The sequence below is a fragment of the Streptomyces sp. NPDC055099 genome, from assembly GCF_053607685.1.
In genome coordinates this window covers 1-18,313 of the sequence record NZ_JBSGUA010000018.1, presented here as the reverse complement: position 1 = coordinate 18,313, position 18,313 = coordinate 1, and the positions used below count along the sequence as shown (strand labels likewise).

The 18,313-nt window shown below is 67.0% G+C and carries 19 protein-coding genes and 2 pseudogenes; 11 read left to right on the top strand and 10 right to left on the bottom strand.

Features of this window, described 5'->3' with window-relative positions; translation table 11 throughout:
* Nucleotides 1–403 precede the first annotated feature (403 nt).
* The gene (locus tag ACWFRU_RS34530) at nt 404–1,171 is read left to right on the top strand and encodes a hypothetical protein (RefSeq protein WP_453692041.1); all 768 of its coding nucleotides are present in this window, start codon (nt 404–406) and stop codon (nt 1,169–1,171) included.
* A 10-nt stretch (nt 1,172–1,181) separates the two neighbouring features.
* Nucleotides 1,182–1,577: a hypothetical protein gene (locus ACWFRU_RS34525; RefSeq protein ID WP_453692040.1), complete on the top strand. Its 396-nt coding sequence runs from the start codon at nt 1,182–1,184 to the stop codon at nt 1,575–1,577.
* 106 nt (nt 1,578–1,683) lie between these two features.
* Here the strand turns inward: ACWFRU_RS34525 and ACWFRU_RS34520 are convergent, their stop codons facing one another.
* Both ACWFRU_RS34520 and ACWFRU_RS34515 read right to left on the bottom strand, forming a co-directional pair.
* Nucleotides 1,684–2,115: a hypothetical protein gene (locus tag ACWFRU_RS34520; protein ID WP_453692039.1), complete on the bottom strand. Its 432-nt coding sequence runs from the start codon at nt 2,113–2,115 to the stop codon at nt 1,684–1,686.
* Nucleotides 2,116–2,390: 275 nt separating this feature from the next.
* Nucleotides 2,391–2,597, bottom strand: coding sequence for an EF-hand domain-containing protein (locus tag ACWFRU_RS34515; protein ID WP_453692147.1), 207 nt, complete (start codon nt 2,595–2,597; stop codon nt 2,391–2,393).
* 337 nt (nt 2,598–2,934) lie between these two features.
* Here ACWFRU_RS34515 and ACWFRU_RS34510 point away from each other — a divergent pair.
* Nucleotides 2,935–3,698, top strand: a pseudogene (locus tag ACWFRU_RS34510) (transposase family protein); the annotation flags it as partial.
* Nucleotides 3,699–3,769: 71 nt separating this feature from the next.
* Here the strand turns inward: ACWFRU_RS34510 and ACWFRU_RS34505 are convergent.
* Together ACWFRU_RS34505 and ACWFRU_RS34500 are read right to left on the bottom strand one after the other, a co-directional pair.
* Nucleotides 3,770–4,201, bottom strand: a complete 432-nt coding sequence (locus ACWFRU_RS34505) for a VOC family protein (RefSeq protein WP_453692038.1) — start codon at nt 4,199–4,201, stop codon at nt 3,770–3,772.
* A 488-nt stretch (nt 4,202–4,689) separates the two neighbouring features.
* Nucleotides 4,690–5,479: pseudogene (locus ACWFRU_RS34500) on the bottom strand (SDR family oxidoreductase).
* 182 nt (nt 5,480–5,661) lie between these two features.
* Between ACWFRU_RS34500 and ACWFRU_RS34495 the strand changes: the two are divergent.
* Nucleotides 5,662–6,207, top strand: coding sequence for a TetR/AcrR family transcriptional regulator (locus ACWFRU_RS34495; RefSeq protein WP_453692037.1), 546 nt, complete (start codon nt 5,662–5,664; stop codon nt 6,205–6,207).
* Between the two features lie 228 nt (nt 6,208–6,435).
* On the opposite strand, the gene ACWFRU_RS34490 is transcribed toward ACWFRU_RS34495, so the two are convergent.
* The 6 genes from ACWFRU_RS34490 to ACWFRU_RS34465 all read right to left on the bottom strand — a co-directional run bounded on the left by ACWFRU_RS34490 (nt 6,436) and on the right by ACWFRU_RS34465 (nt 10,413).
* Nucleotides 6,436–7,227 carry an aminoglycoside phosphotransferase gene (locus ACWFRU_RS34490; RefSeq protein WP_453692036.1) on the bottom strand — a complete coding sequence of 264 codons (792 nt, stop codon included), beginning with the start codon at nt 7,225–7,227 and terminating at the stop codon, nt 6,436–6,438.
* A gap of 17 nt (nt 7,228–7,244) precedes the next feature.
* Nucleotides 7,245–8,153: a protein kinase domain-containing protein gene (locus ACWFRU_RS34485; RefSeq protein WP_453692035.1), complete on the bottom strand. Its 909-nt coding sequence runs from the start codon at nt 8,151–8,153 to the stop codon at nt 7,245–7,247.
* Between the two features lie 377 nt (nt 8,154–8,530).
* A complete protein-coding gene (locus ACWFRU_RS34480) occupies nt 8,531–8,905 on the bottom strand; it encodes an ATP-binding protein (protein ID WP_453692034.1) in 375 nt (124 codons plus the stop codon).
* 31 nt (nt 8,906–8,936) lie between these two features.
* A complete protein-coding gene (locus ACWFRU_RS34475) occupies nt 8,937–9,611 on the bottom strand; it encodes a class I SAM-dependent methyltransferase (protein ID WP_453692033.1) in 675 nt (224 codons plus the stop codon).
* A complete protein-coding gene (locus ACWFRU_RS34470) occupies nt 9,608–9,793 on the bottom strand; it encodes a hypothetical protein (RefSeq protein ID WP_453692032.1) in 186 nt (61 codons plus the stop codon). The genes ACWFRU_RS34475 and ACWFRU_RS34470 overlap by 4 nt, the downstream gene beginning before the upstream one ends.
* A 146-nt stretch (nt 9,794–9,939) precedes the next feature.
* The gene (locus tag ACWFRU_RS34465) at nt 9,940–10,413 is read right to left on the bottom strand and encodes a hypothetical protein (RefSeq protein WP_453692031.1); all 474 of its coding nucleotides are present in this window, start codon (nt 10,411–10,413) and stop codon (nt 9,940–9,942) included.
* Nucleotides 10,414–10,784: 371 nt separating this feature from the next.
* Here ACWFRU_RS34465 and ACWFRU_RS34460 point away from each other — a divergent pair, with 371 nt between their 5' ends.
* The 7 genes from ACWFRU_RS34460 to ACWFRU_RS34430 all read left to right on the top strand — a co-directional run bounded on the left by ACWFRU_RS34460 (nt 10,785) and on the right by ACWFRU_RS34430 (nt 18,231).
* Nucleotides 10,785–11,654 (top strand): helix-turn-helix domain-containing protein, encoded by an 870-nt coding sequence (locus ACWFRU_RS34460; protein WP_453692030.1) that lies wholly within the window; start codon nt 10,785–10,787, stop codon nt 11,652–11,654.
* 17 nt (nt 11,655–11,671) lie between these two features.
* Complete coding sequence (locus tag ACWFRU_RS34455; protein WP_453692146.1) at nt 11,672–11,875, top strand: DUF397 domain-containing protein; 204 nt, start codon at nt 11,672–11,674, stop codon at nt 11,873–11,875.
* 1,722 nt (nt 11,876–13,597) lie between these two features.
* Nucleotides 13,598–14,170 (top strand): hypothetical protein, encoded by a 573-nt coding sequence (locus ACWFRU_RS34450; RefSeq protein WP_453692029.1) that lies wholly within the window; start codon nt 13,598–13,600, stop codon nt 14,168–14,170.
* Nucleotides 14,171–14,661: 491 nt separating this feature from the next.
* Nucleotides 14,662–15,045, top strand: a complete 384-nt coding sequence (locus ACWFRU_RS34445) for an ATP/GTP-binding protein (RefSeq protein ID WP_453692028.1) — start codon at nt 14,662–14,664, stop codon at nt 15,043–15,045.
* A 76-nt stretch (nt 15,046–15,121) separates the two neighbouring features.
* The gene (locus tag ACWFRU_RS34440; RefSeq protein WP_453692027.1) at nt 15,122–15,760 is read left to right on the top strand and encodes an SAF domain-containing protein; all 639 of its coding nucleotides are present in this window, start codon (nt 15,122–15,124) and stop codon (nt 15,758–15,760) included.
* Nucleotides 15,761–15,766: 6 nt separating this feature from the next.
* Nucleotides 15,767–16,687, top strand: coding sequence for a hypothetical protein (locus ACWFRU_RS34435; RefSeq protein WP_453692026.1), 921 nt, complete (start codon nt 15,767–15,769; stop codon nt 16,685–16,687).
* The gene (locus ACWFRU_RS34430; protein ID WP_453692025.1) at nt 16,684–18,231 is read left to right on the top strand and encodes a CpaF family protein; all 1,548 of its coding nucleotides are present in this window, start codon (nt 16,684–16,686) and stop codon (nt 18,229–18,231) included. Before ACWFRU_RS34435 ends, ACWFRU_RS34430 begins: the two co-directional genes overlap by 4 nt.
* Nucleotides 18,232–18,313: the final 82 nt, after the last annotated feature.

Sequence of the window (18,313 nt, the reverse complement as noted above, 5' to 3'; positions counted from 1 at the left end):
CAACCATCCTGCTTCGCGTCCTTTTCCCGGCTGAGCCCTATCGCTAGGGAGAGCTGCGGAGCAGTCGCGCCGGTTCCATCCGTTGCCTGGGTAGCCGCCTCTTGTCGTCGCCAACTCATTGTGTTGTAGGGAGTACTTCCCAAGCCCCACCGGAGTAGACGACGCCCACGCAGGCCAAGAGGACGGGACCGCCGAGTTGCCAGGGGGGCTGTTGCCCACTCACCAGCCCGACCTATCACGACGTTTACGGAAATGATGAGCCGGAATGTGGCTTTCGGCACAGCGCTGCCGTGACAGACATGATCACATTCATCATGACCAACTGGGTGCGACGCTCCTGACGGCCGTCAGGAGCGGGGGAACGGCGCCCAGACATGTGTTGCAGATATGGAGCAGTTCGCACATGACCACCAGCACCACCCGGCCGCGCCGCGCATTGACCCGCGCTAGCGGCACGCTCGTCGCGGCAGTCACCGCGGGGGCCATCGTCGCAACCGTCACGGGCGCGCATGCGGCGGAGGCAGCTCCGGAGCTCCGTGCCGCCACCGGCATCGCGCTTTCCGCGGACGGCGACGGGTTCTCCGACTTCACGTCGGAAGAGCAGGAACAGGCCGCGGGAATCGCGAAGGGGATAGCGGAACTCGGTGTGACCGAGGAACAGTTCGCGGCCGCCATCAACGTTTCCCTCACCAGGCCCGCCCCCAACACCGAGGACGTCCAGAAGCGCTTGACGGACCTGCCCGCCACGCCCAGCGCCGAGCAGATCGTGCAGACGGCGTACCCGGACGATGCCGAGGCGCAGGCCGCGCTCCTGCCCCTCTTGGCCAATGAGGAAGTACGCGACGCTGCGCTGGCACAACTCAACACCGGTGCCGGCAACACCGATGCCCAGGGCAAGCAGAACGGCATCGCGCTGCGTGGTTGGTGGGACACAACCAAGTTTGCGGTCAAGTGCGGGGCGGCCGTCGCCGGCGTCCTCATCTCATTCGTACCGGCCGGGTCCAGCATCAAGGTCGCCCGGGCCGTGGCGCTGTTCAAGAGGTACGGAGCGAAGAAGACCGCCAACATCATCTGGCGGTTCGTGAACGGCAAGCACGTTGGCTCCAAGGAGCGCGAGGCCGTTAAGGCGTTCATCGGTATCAGCGCGATCTCCAACGCCTGCTCGAAGTGAGGTGAAGGCAATGACGATCGAGCATGTGGCAGTGATCGCTCTGGTGGTCGAGGTGGTGGTCATGGTGCTGGCGAGGTTCGGTACCGAGCGGCGCCACTGGAACCACTACAAGAACCGTGGGCCCGCTCCGCAGAAGCGCGACGACATCACGCATGTGTCATGGGTCCTGTACGTGGTCGCCGCCGTCGCCATGGTGGTCGCCGCAGTGACGACGCGTGTGGAACTGACCCTGTCCGCTGTCGGTACGTTCGCGCTGTTCGGCATCCTGCTTCCGGCGTTCGCCGCCAACTCCGTCATGGTGCTGGCGACATCAGGCCGCCCGGGAGCGGTGACCCGATGGCAGCGGGGGCTCGCTTACGCGGTCGCTGCCGGAGGCGGCCTGGTATCCGTCGGCCTCGTCGGCTGACAGCCTGACGCGACGGCCCGCCGGCTTCGGCGGGCCGCTCGGGCCCGAAAAAGGGACAGCGACCAGTCCGGGCCAACGCTCGCTGCCGACACAGTCGTGTCACGCATCAGTACTCCCGGTCCCAGGCCGGGGCATTGATCCCCCACCGGCCCGGCGGGCGTGCCCAATTCACCGGGTCCCAGTTGTGGGGCGTCAACCCGCAGCACGTCGGCGCCGAGCAACACCAGCATTCGACTGGCCCGGCCAGCATCCGGGTCAGATCCAGGACGCGCAGCCTCGCGCACGGCAGTCCGCCACCACCGAGCATCCGCTCGGGGGCTTCATCGATGCGTGCTGTCGTCAGCAGCGGCTGCCCGGCCGCCAGGACCCCCTGCTCGCTCATGGCCCAGTCCTGGGGGCCTCGTGCCGCGACGGCCAAACCGCCCCTCGCGTGAAGACTCTCCTCCACCTCGAGCGCGGTGAGCCCCCCGATCACCCGGGCCACCGCATCCACTGGCTCCTCGCCGAGGTCCTCCGCCACCCCGAGGGTGGCCAGCAAGCTGGCCCGGTGGTGCGGATAGTTGGCCGTTCAGATCGCGCACCGTACCGCGGCGAAAGGCAAGGGAGGGGACGGCAGCCGCCTCGGGACTACAGCGGGACTACAACTTGTGCCTGTTCCGACCCGACGGGCCGAAACCCGAACTCGAAGTTCTGCGGCTGCTGGCCCAGGGCCTGCGCAACGCCGAACCCGCCAGCCACCTCCATGCACGTACCGCAGGGGGACGTGCACGGTGCCGCGCGGGCGCATTCTCCGTTGCTCCACCGGGGAGACGCTCAGAGCCCCATGGAAGCCCGGAACTCCTCGAACGAGACCTTACGGTCACCGTCGGTGTCCATAGCGTCGATGAGCGCCTGCGCGGCCTCATCGGTGACGCCCGTCTCGCCGAGCTCCTCGACGACCTGCCGGTATTCCTCTGCCGTCAACTGACCGTCACCGTCGAGGTCGTAACGCTCGAAGACCTTCTGCGCCGCGGCTGCCATATCTACCACGTGGGCGCCTTTCTCTCGCTGTTCCAAGACGGCTCCACCCTAGTAGGGCTTGACCGGGATCATTCCCCGGAGGGGTTGGCTGAGGGCGAGGAGCGCTACCGGAGCGGCTGGAGCTACGGCCCCTTGACCTCTAGGCCAGGCGAACCCAGCGATCATGCAGCCCGCGTGCGGGAAATCCCGGACGCCCGGCCCACAGATCGGCGCTCGCCCGGATTGGACGGTCCAGATGGCGGGTTCCTGGTGAAGATCACGTCCTGATGCGGCTATGGGGCCAGGGGGCAACTACAGGTTGCCCCGTAAGTGATCTTGCCGTGGGATGATCTTGGCCGTGGCTGGTGTGATCACGGTGTCGGAGCCGTTCTGGATAGCCCCGTTCGCCGGACTGAGCCCGCGCGCCTTCGGCAAGTTGATGAGGCAGCTGCGCCGCGAGGGCGGCGACGTGCCGGGCCGTGGCCGGCCGTGGAAGCTCTCCCGGGAAGACCGGGTGCTCCTGGTGGCCGCGTTTTGGCACACCCACTTGACTCTGCGCCAACTCGCGCCGCTCTTCGGAGTGTCGAAGTCCACCGCCGATCGCGTCATCGACCATCTCGGCCGCAGGCTCGCGCTTGCCCCGCGTAGGCGATTCGCCAAGGACGCGGTGCTGATCGTGGACGGGACACGGGGACTCACCCGCGACCACCAAGTCGCCGAGCGGTCGAAGAACTATCGCTGCTCGACGAACCACCAGGTGGTTATCGACGCCGACAACCGCCTGGTTGTGGTAGTTGGCCGGCCCCTGCCCGGCAACCGCAACGACTGCCGGGCAGGGGAAGAATCCGGGGCCAAGGCCGCCGTCGGCCGGACACCCACGATCGCGACGGCGGCTAGCCCGGAACAGGTCTCCTCATCCCGCACCGTCGGCCCCGAGGCGGCGAACTGACCGACTGGCAGGCCGAACACCACCACGACCACCAACGGGTTGGCGCCCGCGTCGAGCACGCCTTCGCCCGGATGAAGACCTGGAAGACCTTGCGTGACTGCCGCCTGAGAGGCGACGGTGTGCGCCACGCGATGCACGGCGTTGCCCGCCTACACAACCTCGCCCTCACGGGATGGCTCCCGTCGCATGCGGGACCTGAGAGATCCCCGAAGACGGCTCCCCACCTCGTAGTCTCGGAGGAGAATCAGTCCAGGCAGAACTCGTTGCCCTCGATGTCCTGCATCGTGATGCACGACTCGCTGACGCCATCGGCGCGCTGCGTCAGCACGTGCTTCGCGCCGAGCGCCATCAGCCGTGCGCATTCGGCCTCGAGGGTGGCCAGGCGCTCGTCACCCACGAGCCCGGCGCCGGCCCGCACACAGAGATGCACCCGGTTCTTGACGACTTTGCCCTCGGAAACTCGCTGGAAGAGCAGACGCGGGGCCACGCCCGAGGGATCAGTACACGCGAAGTAGATCTCGTCCTCAGGCGGCAGCGAGTGGTGGTACTCCTCCCACGTGGTAAAGCCCTCCGGGACGGTCGGTACGACATACCCCAGCACCTCGCACCAGAAGGAGGCCAGGCGCGCAGGTTCCGCGCAGTCGAAGGTCACTTGGAACTGCTTGATCGCTGACATCGGCGCACGATAACAGGGGCCCTGCTCACCTCCCTGGGCGGGTGGATCCACACGTTGCCGGGAGGACGACCCCTGCCATCCGCTGCTGGGTCGTGCGGTCACAGGGGTGAACCGAGGTCAGTGCTTACCCAAAGGGAACCTCGATCCAGGCCAAGACGAAGGCGAGGAAGCGGACCGGCAGCCGCCTCGGGACTACAGCAGGACTACAACCTGCACCAGTTCCGACCCGACGGCCCGCGTCGTACTCGCAGCATGACCTCGTCCGCCGAGTGGGCGACACGCGGGGTACGCCACGATGGGCGGCAGGCGCGTGCGGTCACGCTGCCCGCGCGAGTGGAAGCTGATACCCCGAACGGGCGTTTCTCCATTTCGCTTTGAGGACGGACGTACTGAGATCGACTCGCCTCTTCACGTCCATGGTTTGCGCCCCAGGCCGTGCGGACTGGACCGAGGCGCGTGAAGGGCGCTGGGACGCGGCGCGCCTGGGGTCACACGGTCTTTATGGAACCGCCGTCGATGATGTGGTCTGCCCCGGTAATGCTGTCGGCAAGCGGCGAGGCGAGGAAGGCGACGAGCGCAGCGACCTCATCGGGGCTTACGAGCCTGCCGGTGACCATGCCCATGGCGGTCGGGAGATGGGCCAGGAGCTGCTGCTGCTCCACCCCCATCGTCTTGGCCAGCTCGGCTCCGTAGCCGTCGGGACTTTCCCACATGTCCGTGCGGACGGGACCGGGCGAGACGGTGTTGACGCGCACGCCCTGGGGGCCGAACTCCTCGGCCAGCGCCTTGCCGAACGCGGTCAGTGCCGCCTTCGCGGTGGTGTAGGTGATAGGGGCCCGCGTGCGGGGTCCTGGCCCCATTGGAAGAGATGTTGACGATGGCGCCGCGGCTGCCGGTGAGGTGAGGCAGCGCGGCCCGGGTGGTACGGACCGAGGCGAGGAAATTCAGGTCGAACGCGTCGTGCCACTGCTGGTCAGTGAAGGTGAGGAAGCCGCCCGTCTGGCCCTGCGCGGCGTCGCCGCCGCCGACGTTGTTGACCAGGAGATCCAGCCCGCCCAGCTCGGCTTCGGCCTGGGCGACGAGCCGGGCAGGGCCGTCGGCCGTGGAAAGGTCCACGGACACGCCGATCGCGCCGGTGGCCTTGAGCTCCGGCGTAATCGTCCGTGCCGCGGCCACCACCCGCATGCCTTCACCCACCAGCGCGGAGACGGTGGCCAAGCCGATCCCCCGGCTCGCGCCGGTCACCACAGCAGCCTTGTTCGTCAGTTGCAGGTCCATGGAGCACTCCCATCCATAGGTGAATCTTTCTCGGAGCGACAAACCTAGAACTTGCAACACCGATGTCGCAAGTAGTGGTGAAGCAGTAACGATCCCGTACTCTTCTCGAAGAGTCGGGGAGAGGGAGTCTCGTGGATCGAAAGAGTCAGCAGCGGCCCCTGCGCGCAGACGCGGAGCGGACCGTGAGGGCAATCCTGGAAGCTGCCGAGCGTGTTCTCAGCTCCAATCCGGCGGCCACGATGGAGCAGATCGCGGAGGCGGCGGGCGTCGCTCGGACGACCGTGCACCGCCGGTTCACCAGCCGAGAGGCTCTGGTGGACGCTCTGACAGCGTGGGCCACGCAGCAGTTCCACGAAGCCGTGACGAGCGCTCATCCCGACAGCGCTCCACCCCTGGTCGCCCTCTACCAAGCGACGGCCAACGTCCTCCGGGTCAAGATCGGGTGGGGGTTCGCCATGAGTAGAACCACACCGGAGGACCCCGACGTGGCACGCGCCCATGCCGATGTACTCGATCAGTGCGACCGCCTGTTCCAGCGCGCGCTGGAAGCAGGCGTACTGCGCCCTGACACGGACCTGGCATGGGCTCGCCGCGTCTATTACGCCCTCATTCACGAGGCCGCCCAAAGTCGCTCGGACGAAGCCGACAATGTCGATGAACTGGCAACTCTCGTCGTCGACACTTTGTTGCGTGGCGTGGGCCGGCAGGGCAGCTTCCTCAGCCCGTGACGCGTCCCGAATGCCGGTCGTGGCCTTGCCGCGTCGGGCTCACAGACCAGGGCGGCCAGCGGCACCGGGAGGAGGATGACGGGCGAGGTTTCGAAGAAGACCGCAACGGTATCGCGGTCGATGCAGATGTCATCCACGGTGAGTTGGCTGAAGATTGCGATCTTCTGTGCGTATACACGGATGTGAGTTGGCCGCCCTCAACAGCACAGCCACCTCGTGGGCCCCTCCTCAGGTGCGGTAGTCGCGCCAGGTTCTGGCCGCCTGCTGCATGAGCTGGGACCCCTCGTCGGCGCTCTGCGCCGCGACGCTGTCCCACCTACGGGCTTGTGCCCGCGAGAACGCCCATAGCGCCTCGTAGGAGGCGTGCCGCCATGCTTCATGTCCGGAAGCGGCGAACTCGGCCTGTTCAGGGTCGTGTCCGGCGGCGATGAGCCGCAGCACCCACAGTGCTGGGTCGATCCAGGCCGCGCCGAGGGAGGCCCGCGCCCAGTTGACGAGGCGGGCTCCGCCGTCGCGGACGAGTACGTTTTTAGGGTTCCACCTGGTGTGCAGCAGCGCGGAGCCGTCGAACAGGTGCAGTTCCTCGGACTCGGCGTAGGGGCGCATCCGGTCGGTCATCCGCTTTACCTCGACCGGTGGCAGTGGCCGCTCGGCGAGTTCCTCCATCACGTCGAGCGTCGGCTCCACGTCTTCTGTGCCGGGCTTCCAGTTGGCGTGACGGGCTTCGATGTGCGCGTAGCCGAGGATGTGCCAGTTGGTGTCGACGGCCTGCCACACGAGTTGGGGCGCGATGCCGGGCACGTAGGGGTTGATCGCGGCCTCCCGGCTCTGTGTCCGTACGCGGGGGTGGTCGGCGGGGAGGGCTTTGATGAACAGTGTCTCCACGTCGGTGCGCACGCGGGCGGTGATCGCCCTGTTCAGTCCGCCGGTCACGGTGTGGGCCTGCAGTACTCGGCCGCTGCGGTCCTCGATCACGTCCAGGACCGTTGGCGGGATCTTGTCCAGATGCTTGATGGGCATGCGTGCGTTCTTTCTGCTCAGGAGGTGCGGGCCAAGGTTTCGAAGGCGTACTGAAGGGAGCGGGCGCTGGGGCGGCGGGCAGGGTCGTGCTGCAGGCCGCGGTCGGTGAGCCTTTCGAAGCGGGCGAAGGGCCAAGGTGCCACCGCATCCCACGGTTTGACGTGTCCGGTGGCGAGTTCGGCGTGCAGGTCCGGGGTCGTCTGCGTGGTGTCTTTCGAGCTGATCGGGTAGTGCCCGCTCCAGCAGGCGTAGATCACCGCGCACAGCGACCACACCTCGGATTCCCTGGTCAGGACCAGGTTGTCGGCGGGCGCCGTGGTCCGGCGGGCGTGGGCCAGTTCGGGCGACATAAAGAAGTCGTAGGCGCCCCGGCAGGCCACGGCCCCCTTCCCGACGGCGCGGCCTGGGCTGTGCGCCATCGCGAAGTCCAGCAGCACCGCCCTGGTGGGTGTGATGAGGAAGTGAGGTTCCTGCAAGTCGCCGTGGAGCCATCCCGCGCCGTGCAGGTCGGCCACCGCCCGGCACATGAAGCCCGCGTAGGTGGCGGCACGTTGCGGCTCGGGATGGCTGCGGAGCTTCGCGAACGCCGACTCGGCGTCGGCGCCGACGATCCACCGCAGCACCAGCCACGACCCAGCCTCGTCGGGCAGAAAGCCATGCGCCCGGTACAGCGGCACGACCGCCTCGTCGCGCTGCAGGCCGATCAGCAGCTCCGCCTCGACGGCCGCCAGGAGCTCGGAGTCGGTGTGCCCCTGCGGGTCCTCGCACGGTGTGGTGATCTTCAGCGCGTACGGGCCGGTCGCCGTGTCGATGCGCCACAGCGCCGTGCCGCGCCGCTCGGCGACCAGGACGCCGCCGGTCTGTGCCGGCCCCCATACGGTGGTGACCACCTGGCGCATGATCTCGCGGGAGGCTTCCTGATTCACTGCAACTCCGCCGGTATCAAAGGGCATGGTCTGCATGTCTCCTCCGTCGGGTGTCGTGCTTTCCGTCCCCGTCACCGGCCGCCGACGACCGGTGACGGGCGACTTGGGGCACGGCGCCGGCTGCCATTCCGCGGCGGGAGACATTCGCGGTCGCCTGGCCGTGCCGTGCCGAGTTTCAGTTGGTCCCGGGTTCCGATCCGTGGACCGCCGGTCGCGGACCGGGACCCGGGGTCCCGTCGCCCAGCCCGCGCCCGCTCGGGCGGCCAGGGCGGCGGGGGCCTATGTCACCCCTGCGGCCGAACCCGGCCCCGGCCGCAGGGATTTGGCCCGTGCCCAAAGGCGTACGGAGAGGACAGCACGCTGCCGGGCACGGTGTGTCAGGGGTCTACCGGGGTCGGCCGGAGCGCGGCGCGGACGGTCTTTGCGTCGGCCTGCGGGGTGATGCTCCACGTGATCGTGCCGCCGCGGCTGACGACGCCGCCCAGGCTGCGCTCCGGACCGGCGGCAAGGGCCTGGTCGAAGTCGGGGAAGGCCGGATTGGGGTCCGTGACGTCGATGAGGAGGAGGTCGTGCGCCTCGGTGACGCGCAGGCAGGCGCGCAAGTCCTTCCCACTGTGTACGAGCGAGCCGTATCGCGCGGCGTTGTCGACCAGGCAGTGCAAGGCGTTGACTGCGGCGCCGTGATCGCCGGGCCAGGACAGCACGGTGAGCAGTGTTCGTGCCTGGATGCGCACGCGGGCCAGCAGCCTCATGCCCGTGTCGTCTGGAATGTCCAACTGAATTTCACGCAGGACCGGCGCGGTTACCGCAGCGGATTGCATCGGAAGGTCCTTCGATCAAAGGGAATACGGGGCTCTGGTGAGGGCTGTAGGGGCCGCGCAGAACCAGGCACGTGAGGCTGGCGTCGCCCTCGAGGTCGTAACGGGCACAACTTCCCCAGCGCGTGGCGAGTTCGTCGACGGCTTTGTCCGGTAGCCCTCGGTGACGCATGAACGGCGGTGCATGTTCGGTGACGTGCGTGGTGATGTGCACGACGCCAGTCGGCTTCAGCCAGCGCCGCGCGTCGACCAGGAAACGATGACGATCCAGGTACGCGATGGACAGCCTGCACACGACCAAGTCGAGTGAACCTGGCTGGAGCCCTCGGTGAATCGAGTCGGCGTTGAAGTCGTGCAGAGCGAACGTGATGTTGTCCTGGTCTCGGGTGTTGCGCCGTGCATGGCCAAGAGCCGTCGCAGAGAAATCAAGTCCGAGCACATCAAGACCCAAGTCTCCCAAGTAGGCGGCGAACTCCCCCCGGCCGCACCCAGCGTCAAGCGCGGCCATCCGGGGTTTCGGGTCGACGTACACCAGGAACATCTGCCGCTCGAAGTCGGTGATACCTGGCACTACGTGCTTGTCTGCCTCGTAGAGGCTGTTCCAGTACTCGGGGGTACTGGTCTCGCGCACGATGGTCACGTCTCAGGCTCCGGGTCGTTCTCGACGACGCGGATCCGGTGTAGGCGGGCGACCTGAAACGACGAGACCACCACGTGACCGGTGCCGACATTGAACAGACCCAGCTGGGGCGGGCGGTGATCCTTGGGAGCTATGCCGTTCAGGGCCTGGCCCGGATTGCGCTTCGGCAGGGGGCACGTCATCGCGGATGTTCCTTTCAGCGGAGCCGACCGGAGACGGTCAGCACCAGGGGGATGGTGATTCCGGCGACGGCGAGGACGATCAGGAGTTGCAGGCACCACTGCCACCAGCCCGGCTCCCGCTCGTCCAACCACCGCCGTGGTGCTCTTCAAGTGGCGGCTTCGGGCACGGCCACCAGCAGCAGGCCCGGGCGCTGCCCGATCCAGTGCACTTCTTCCTCGTACTCGTCATCACGGCGAGAGATCGCGTTGCGATCGACGACCGCGATGCCGTCGGCGAACCCGCAGTGCACCAAGCGCCTCGCCTCAGCCCAGCCGGGCCGGTGCTGCGGGGCGTGCGGGGCGTGGGTGTCGGTCAGCTCGTGCACGACGTCGTATCCGTGATTGGCGATCACGGCGCGTACGACGGCGAGGCCCTGGTCGGCACTGCCGCCGACCTCGCTGATGGCATAGGCGACGATCCTTCGCGCCCGGTCCGGGTTGGGCAGGTGCTCCAGGGCCTTGCCGTTGTAATCCAGGCGCAGCCGCTTCAGATACAGACCACGGTGCACCACCGGACGTGGCGACAGCCGCACCGGCTCGCCGTGCATCCACGGTCGGGTGTCTTCGTTGTCACGGTCCATCCAATTGGTGCCCCGCTTTGAGCCTGCTGTGCTGGGTGACATGGGGTGTCTCCGTAGGTCCGGGCCGTTGGTGGCTCGCCGCAGCGGAACGCAGGCAATAGCCGGTCACCAGGCTGGGGCCGTTGCTGAGCGCTGGGCGCACGGATCGCAACGCGTCTCTGGGACGCTGCTCTCCGTGCTCAACTACCGTGGTGCATGTGCGATTTACTGTGCAAGGGCAATGGCATAGACACTGGAATTGGCAATTGCCAGAACACACACAAGGGGTTGTTCAGATGGGTACAGGGGGTGGCACACTCAGGGACACGGCCTGCAACAGCGCAGGGCATAGGGCGTGTTGAGCACCTACAGGGCTGGGGAGAGGGTTGCCTGTGGCAGCTAAGCGCGGGGCTACGTTCCGACGCAGAGAACTCGGCAAGGAGCTTCGCAAGCTCCGAGAGAAGCAAGGGGAGACACTTCAAGAGGTCGCCAAGGCTCTGGGCTTCTCCCACTCGAAGCTCGCACGAGTCGAGATCGGTGAGAACGACCTTCCACGAGTCAGCGATCTTCAGGCCCTTATCGACTACCTAGCCCCAGAACTTCCCAAAGGAGACTTGGAGACTCTGCTCCAGCTCCACCGGGAGTCTCTGAGCAAGGAGCCGTGGACACCGTACAAGGCGTATATGCCGTCGAAGATGCCGACCTACCGAGGCCTGGAGCAGGACGCCACGGTCATGCGGGTCTGGCAGCCGGCGTTCGTGTACGGCTTGTTCCAAACGGAGGACTACGCTCGAGCGCTTTACCAGATCGCCAAGCCGGTAGACGAGACGACCACTGAGTACATCGAGCAGAACGTACGCCTCCGTCTAGAGCGGAAGGACCTCATCACGCGCCCGGATGACCCCCTGGAACTCCGAGTGATCATGGACGAGGCGGCCGTTCGACGGATGGTGGGCGGGCCAGATGTCATGCGCGCTCAGTACGAGGAGATCGTGAAGCTGGCCGAGCTCGACAACGTGACCATCCAAGTGCTGCCGCACGACGTGGTGACGTATCGATCAGAGAGCAACTTCACGGTCCTAGACTTCGCCGAAACCCTCGCCCCTGTCGTGCAGTCGGACATGTGGAACACGATCAGCGTTTCCGACGAGCGGCAGGACGTTCAGCGAAGCATCCGCCGCTTCGACGCCATGCGCGACAGCGCTCTACCCCCGGCTCGAACAGCCGAGTTTCTGCAACTACTAGCCCGAGAGTGGAAGTAGCCATCAATACCAAGATCATGTCCCCTGATGTGGCCCCCGAATCTGCCTGGTTCAAGTCCTCGTACAGCAACGACTCAGGCGGGTCGTGCGTTGAAATAGCGGAGCTTGACAGTCAGGTCGGCATCCGCGACTCCAAGGTCAAAAGCGGGCCCGCCCTCGTGGTGCCCGCTGCCGCCTGGTCCTCCTTCGTCGAACTCGTGCGCTCCCAAGAGCAGATGTAGCCACTATCGAGAGTCGCCACCTCCACCCACTAAAGGGGAAGGCGCCAGGCGGTTACCTGCCCGAGTAGCAAGGAAAGGTGGTACCTCCCTACGGGATTGTGGGAGGCACCACCTTGCCCTCTTCCGCGCGCGTTCAGACGTGTTACGGCCTCAACATCGCGCGCCGAGCGTACGTGCGTTACGCACATCCATCTCACCGTGTGCCATCGTCCGTACCTCCGCCCCCTGCCAATTGTCACGAACTGGTCAGGCGGGACGCCCAGCTCTTGGCGGGGGAAGCCGGCGGTCGCCATGTGAGCCTCCACCTCGCAGAGCAGGACAACCAGGCATTGCTCCTGGCCCTGAGTCACGGGCTTGAGGCCGCAGAGCTCGGCGACACCGTCCTCAACCAAACTGCGTTCGCTGGGCGCGGTGAGCTGCGGCACTGAGGTTCCCCCAGACGGCCGCCAAGTCTGGGCAGTTCTCGACGTCGCATCATCACAATCAGGTTTACCGAGCAACGAGTTCGGGCCCTACACAGCCGCGGGGTCGCGCACTGGGATCTCGGCAAACGGATCGTTCCTCTCCGCCTGCACGAGCGTACGTACGTACACTGTCCGGAGGGCCTCATGGGCCCAGCCGCCAGCGACCCGCCCGCGCAACTTACTGATCGTGACGCCCCATGGGGCAGTTCAATCGCGGCGCCCGAGCGGATGCACTGGGAGCGGCACACAAAGCACTACTCGGCGTACTCCTCGGCCCCGCCCGCCACAAGGAGAAGTCGACGGTGCACATCGCGACCGACCTACCGCATCCCCCACCCATCGAAATCGCGCCATCTTTCCCATCCAATCCACAGCGGTAGCCGCCCCATCGCTCGCAACCCAGCCCGGAACTCGGTGCCACGACGAGCCTGCCCGGCCGAATTATCGAGCGCTCGAGCGCAGGCGCCTCCAGCTTCCGCTTACTCGAACTCAACCTCTCTCCGCGCTTCCTTCAGCCGCTCAATCTGCCCCGGCCGAATGGGGTAGGACTCCGATTCCATGCACACGCTAGGGAGCCCACTGTTCCCCTCCCTCGAGGTCATGAACAAGCAACGCGCTCCGCGACACCGGTGCCGCCGGAATCGCACCCCACCGCTAACTTGCGAACGCGCTCTGCAGGCCTCCCCCTGAACAGGCAGAAGTTGGCCTCCACGTAGGACAACTGCCAACTCCATTCCCTGCCAGCGCTACCACCTGGGCGCGCGCTCAAGCACCCCGGAGGTAGACATCCCGGCCCGTCTCCGACCTCGCTGTGCGCTCAGTACCTGACCACCGCTCTGCGCTGTGGCCACGCACCCGCGGCAGGACACTCAGCCTTGGCCAAGCGGGGCACCAGACTCCGGATTCGCTCTTTATTGCAAGATTCGCCATTGCATCGACTGACCACCCCGCAGCACCCTGACGGCCGCCGACACAAGGCCTCATCTCATTCGTGCAGGTGACGTGTTGTGACCGAATTCCTATCAACTGCCGCACAAGACATAGGAGAACGGGGTGCCCCGTGGGCTTGCTGCGTCGTAGTGTGACCGCTAAGCAGACTGCATCACCGCAGCTCGCACCAGCCGCGCACTCCCCATCTCACCTTGCTCCAAGACCTGGGAGTTGACCGGCGCATCATCACGCCGCACTGGGAGACACAGTGACACGAGCGGAACGTCAGAATGCATATTCCGGCATTCGCAGTAGGAAAAAAGCGCAGGTGACGGAGGTGCTACTCGCCCTGTGTGCCGCCACCGTCGTCACCGCGTGCAGCAGTGACGGCGACGCCGACACGAGCAGCAACAAGCCTTCTCCCCCTCCCAGCAAAGCCTCTGAATCCGCCCCCACCAGGAGTGCGGACCCGCTGGCTAAGGACAAGCAAGCGGTACTCAAGGTCTACGAACAGATGTGGGAAGAGCAGGTCAAGGCCTACGCGAAGGGCTCGATCGACGGCACGGACCTGAAGAAGTACTCGACGAAGGACGCCCTCGGCCGCGTCATGGGTGACATGTTGGGGATGAAGCAGGCTGGCACCGTGACCAAGGGTGCTCCCTCACACGACACCAAAGTGGCGTCCATGGACCTAGACGAGAAGATCCCTAGGGCTCGCTTGTCCGACTGCCTGGATATCAGCGATTGGAAGACCGTTAAGCGGGAGTCGGGCAAGGTACAGCCGCTTCCCACGGAACAGCCGCCGCGCTACGAGACCACCATCGACGCTGAGAAGTGGGGGAAGACGTGGATGATCACGAAGTTCGAGCCGAGCGCCGACCGTTGCAAACCGTCGTCCTGACGCTCTTAACCGTCGCCTTGGCTGGAGCGGCGCTGCCCGGAGTCGCCCAAGCCGAGGACGGCAAGAGTGACGTCGGCGCGCCGTGCGGTCCAGCTTCGTGGATCTATGTGTGCCGCCAGGAGCCCGGCAGCGGTGGCGGACAAGCGCAACAGCCCGCCGATGAAGACCAGGGCGGGGGCAAGGGGAAGAAGAGCAAGCCTCGCCCACAGTTATGTGCTGTGGAGCGACTAGAACCGCAGCCTCCCAAGAGCGACCCTGTCTGGAGGGGGCACGAAGGTGACGGCGCCATCTATACCCGCACCTGCCTTGGCCAAGCTGGTGCGGCGATTGTCGCTGGTGCTCTGGGCGCACTCCCGCAGACCTTCTGGGCCGCTGAGGCGCCGGCCGTCGACGTCGACCCGGAGCAGTTGGCACGGGAAGCCGTGGACAGGATGCTGCTGGCCGGGCCAAAGATCGCTAGCCCGCGCGCTGCGGGGAAGTACACCGTCGGGGTGCCGATGTGGATGTGGGTCGAGCCCTCCCCCACCACGTTCGGCCCCAACTCGGCCTCCGCGACGCTCGCCGGAGTGACGGTGACGGCGACAGCAAAGGTGTCGACGATCCGCTGGTCCATGGGTGACGACAAGACCGTCACCTGCCAGGGCGCGGGCACCAAGTACAAGGCCTCCTACGGCATGTCCAAGTCGCCTGACTGCGGCCACTTCTACCGCACGTCGTCCAAGGACCGTGCGGGCGGCCGCTTCAAGGGCACCGCGACCGCGACGTGGGCGGTGGAGTGGCAGGTCACCGGCGAGGCCGGTGAGGAGGGCGCGTTCACCGAAGTGCGCGAGAGCGACTTTGAGGTGTCCGTGGGCGAGATGAGAGTCCTCGACTAGGCGGGATGGCAAGCACGTGTTGAAGAGCAGTACGAAGAACAGGGCGGCGGTGCCCGCCCCGCCGGCCGGGGACGTGATGCGTCCGGACCTGGACATTGTCGACCCGGAGCCGCCGCGCCGGCGGCGGCGCTCGTTCATGGTGATCGGCGGTGTGATGGTGCTGGCCGGTGCGATCGGCTTTGCCGGTCTGCTGAATGCTTCAAGTGAGCGCTCCGATGTGCTGGCGCTGGCCCGCGACGTGCCCGCCGGAGCGAAGATCACGGCCGAGGACCTGCGCGTGGTGGCCCTGCCGGACGATCCCGGGCTCAAGCCGGTGGCCGCCGCACAGAAGAACACGATCATCGGGCGGCGGGCTGCGGCCGCGCTCACCGAGGGCTCGCTGCTCACCTCCCGTCAGCTCACCGGCAGGGGCGGGCTCAAGGCGGGTGAGGCGTTGGTCGCCGTCGAGGTGAAGCGGGGCATGGCCCCGGTTGACGCGCTGCGGCCCGGAGCCACCGTCAGTCTGGTGACCCGTCCCAAGGAGGGCGAGGTCGGGGGCAAGGAGCAGTCCGAGCTCGCCGAGGTTGAGGGTCGTGTCGTCAAGGTGGGTGCCCCGTCCAGCAGCGGTGACGTGGTTGTCCAGGTGGCTGTGCCGGATGCGGACAGTGGTGTGGTGGCCTCGGATGCGAGCGCGGGCCGGGTGGCGATCGTGCTGAAGACCGCGACGGGGGGCTGAGGCGTGATGTCCGTGATGGTGCTCGTGGGCGGGCACGGATGCGGGGTCACCGTGTCCAGCCTGGCTCTGGCCCTGTCCGGCGCCCGTCCGTCGCTGCTGGTGGAGGCTGTCGCCAAGGCGGCGTCGATCCGTTCCGGCTACCGGCAGGGTGCCTGGGGCGGGGAGGTGGGGCTGTGGCATCTGGCCCAGGCGCACCTGCAAAACCAGCTGGCGGAGGCGTTCGAGGCGCATCTGCGGCCGCTGGATGCGCAGGGCGATCGGCTGCTGCTGCCGGGGTTGACCGATCCGACGCAGGCCGCCGCGCTGGCCGGGACGTGGGAGCCGTTGTCGCTGCTGCTGCAGGCGATGGATCAGCACGCCGGTTATGACGTGGTGGTCGATGCCGGGCAGGTCGTGGTCGAGGGCGGCGGAGTGCACCCGGGTCTGTTTCCCGCGGTGCTGGCCCACCGGGCCGATGTGGTGTTGCTGGTGGTGCGCAACTCGCTGACGTCGGTGGCGCAGACGCTTGCGGTGGCCCGGGTGTTGCAGGGCGAGCTGGAGCGGCGGGGCAGCGGTGCGGATGCGCTGCGGCTGCTGGTCATCCAGGAACTGTCGGCTGCGGCGGGCGGTTTGCGTACCGATGCGATCGCGCGGCGGTTTGGGGTGCCGGTGGTGGAGATGCTGCCGTGGGATGCGACGGCAGGCGCGCTGTTCACGCACGGGGCGCAGCGCCCGGTGAAGCTGGCGAAGCTCGGTTTGATCAAGCAGGCCCGTAAGGCGATGCACGCCATCGGGGTGGAAGTTCACACGCGGCGCCGTGCGCTGGACATGCCGGCGGCGCCGGTGAGTTCACCAGTGGTGGCCGGGGTCTTGCAGCGGCTGGCCTCCAGCCGGCAGGCCCCGCCAATGCCGCCCCCGGACCCCCGGCTGGGGGTGAGGGCCCCATGACCGACCGGTTCGGTGAGGCGCCCGCCGATCACGGGGCCCCCGCACGGTTGCAGGATGTGCTGAGCCAGGCCCTGCGGCCCGCGACTTTGGGCACTCCAGTCGCTGCGGGTGCTCGGGGTGCGGATCCGCATCCGCTGCACCCGGCGGTGGCGCTGACATCTCCGGCGTCTGTCGAGGTCAGCGAGCAGGGGGCGCTGTCGGCGTCGCCGCAGGACATTGCCGATCTGCGCGATGCGGTCAGCGATGACATCGTCGCGGCCGACGACAAGGAGCCGCTGGCCAACGAGAGCACCCGCCGGGAGCGGGCCCGCTCGCTGGTCGCCGAACGGGTGTCACGGTGGGCCGTGGACCAGGCCCGCCGGAGCACGGCACTGACACCCGCGCAGGTGACCACGCTCTCCCAGGCGGTGTACGACGCGCTGTTTCACGCCGGGCCGCTGCAGAAGTATTTGGATGACCCGGATGTGGAGAACGTCGTCGTGCTGGGTGAGGACGTGCAGGTCGACTACGTCAACCGGCCCACCGCGAAGGTTGCGCCCATCGCGCAGAACGACGACGAACTGATCGCGCTGATCAACCGGCTGGCGTCCAACTCCGGGCATCGCGAACGCCGGTTGTCGGCTTCCTCGCCGATGGTGAGCTTCCGCCTGCCGGACGGCTCGCGCGCCGAGGCCACGGTCTTGACCCCCGTCCCCTTCCTGGGCATTCGCCGGCACCGGATTTTGACTTCAAGCCTGGAGGAGATGCAGGCCTGGGGTTCCCTGTCCGGGGCCTTGGCCGCGTTCTTGCATGCTCTGGTGCTGGCGAAGAAGAACGTACTGATCGCCGGGGATGTGGGCACCGGCAAGACGTCCCTGCTGCGCGCGCTGGCGAAGAAGATTCCCGCAGAGGAACGGGTCGTCACCCTGGAGTCGGACCGCGAGCTGTTCTTGGACCAGTACGACCAGGGCGCCCAGTTCTTGGCCATGGAGTCGCGCGAGTCCAACGGCGAGCTCGTCGACGGGCATCCGGTCGGGCAGATCACCGTGGAGGACATGTTCCCGCACACCCTGCGCATGCTCTCCACCCGCGTCATCGTCGGTGAGGTCCGCGACCGGGAAGCCATCGCCATGCTCCAGGCGATGAGCGCGGGCGGCGCCGGTTCCATGTGCACGCTGCACGCCGCCTACCCCAACCTGGTGCTGCCTCGTCTGGTCACCCTTTGCCACGGCATGCACCGCGACGATGTCCACGAACTCGTCGGGACCGGCATCAACTTCATCGTCTATCTCAAGCAGATCAACCAGACCCGCATCGGCGGGCGCCGGCACCGGTTCGTCTCCCACGTTATGGAGGTCCAGCCCGGCGAGCGCGGCCACCCCTCCATCCAGGAGATCTTCGCCCCGAGTGGTTCCGATCCGCGCGGGGTGCCGCAGCTGGCGCCGTCCTGCATCGGCGAGCTGGAAGGCCTGGCCGGGTTCGACCGGCGCTGGCTGACCGTTCCCCAGTACGGGGCCTGGTCTGCGCCGCTGCGTCTGGTTGGCGGAAAGGAGAGCGCTGCCTAATGCTGAAGTCAAGCGGTAAGACGCAGTTGTGGCCGGGCTTCGTAGGGTGTGCGGTCGCGGAGCATTGCGTAGACGACGTTGA

What these genes read in the sequence shown, in the direction of transcription:
- ACWFRU_RS34515 (WP_453692147.1), bottom strand. Translation starts at nt 2,597, where the DNA reads ATGGCAGCCGCGGCGCAGAAGGTCTTCGAGCGTTACGACCTCGACGGT.
- ACWFRU_RS34455 (WP_453692146.1), top strand. Translation starts at nt 11,672, where the DNA reads ATGTCCCCTGATGTGGCCCCCGAATCTGCCTGGTTCAAGTCCTCGTAC.
- ACWFRU_RS34530 (WP_453692041.1), top strand. Translation starts at nt 404, where the DNA reads ATGACCACCAGCACCACCCGGCCGCGCCGCGCATTGACCCGCGCTAGC.
- ACWFRU_RS34505 (WP_453692038.1), bottom strand. Translation starts at nt 4,201, where the DNA reads ATGTCAGCGATCAAGCAGTTCCAAGTGACCTTCGACTGCGCGGAACCT.
- ACWFRU_RS34440 (WP_453692027.1), top strand. Translation starts at nt 15,122, where the DNA reads ATGCGTCCGGACCTGGACATTGTCGACCCGGAGCCGCCGCGCCGGCGG.
- ACWFRU_RS34430 (WP_453692025.1), top strand. Translation starts at nt 16,684, where the DNA reads ATGACCGACCGGTTCGGTGAGGCGCCCGCCGATCACGGGGCCCCCGCA.
- ACWFRU_RS34465 (WP_453692031.1), bottom strand. Translation starts at nt 10,413, where the DNA reads ATGGACCGTGACAACGAAGACACCCGACCGTGGATGCACGGCGAGCCG.
- ACWFRU_RS34490 (WP_453692036.1), bottom strand. Translation starts at nt 7,227, where the DNA reads ATGCCCATCAAGCATCTGGACAAGATCCCGCCAACGGTCCTGGACGTG.
- ACWFRU_RS34480 (WP_453692034.1), bottom strand. Translation starts at nt 8,905, where the DNA reads ATGAGGCTGCTGGCCCGCGTGCGCATCCAGGCACGAACACTGCTCACC.
- ACWFRU_RS34435 (WP_453692026.1), top strand. Translation starts at nt 15,767, where the DNA reads ATGTCCGTGATGGTGCTCGTGGGCGGGCACGGATGCGGGGTCACCGTG.
- ACWFRU_RS34470 (WP_453692032.1), bottom strand. Translation starts at nt 9,793, where the DNA reads ATGACGTGCCCCCTGCCGAAGCGCAATCCGGGCCAGGCCCTGAACGGC.
- ACWFRU_RS34525 (WP_453692040.1), top strand. Translation starts at nt 1,182, where the DNA reads ATGACGATCGAGCATGTGGCAGTGATCGCTCTGGTGGTCGAGGTGGTG.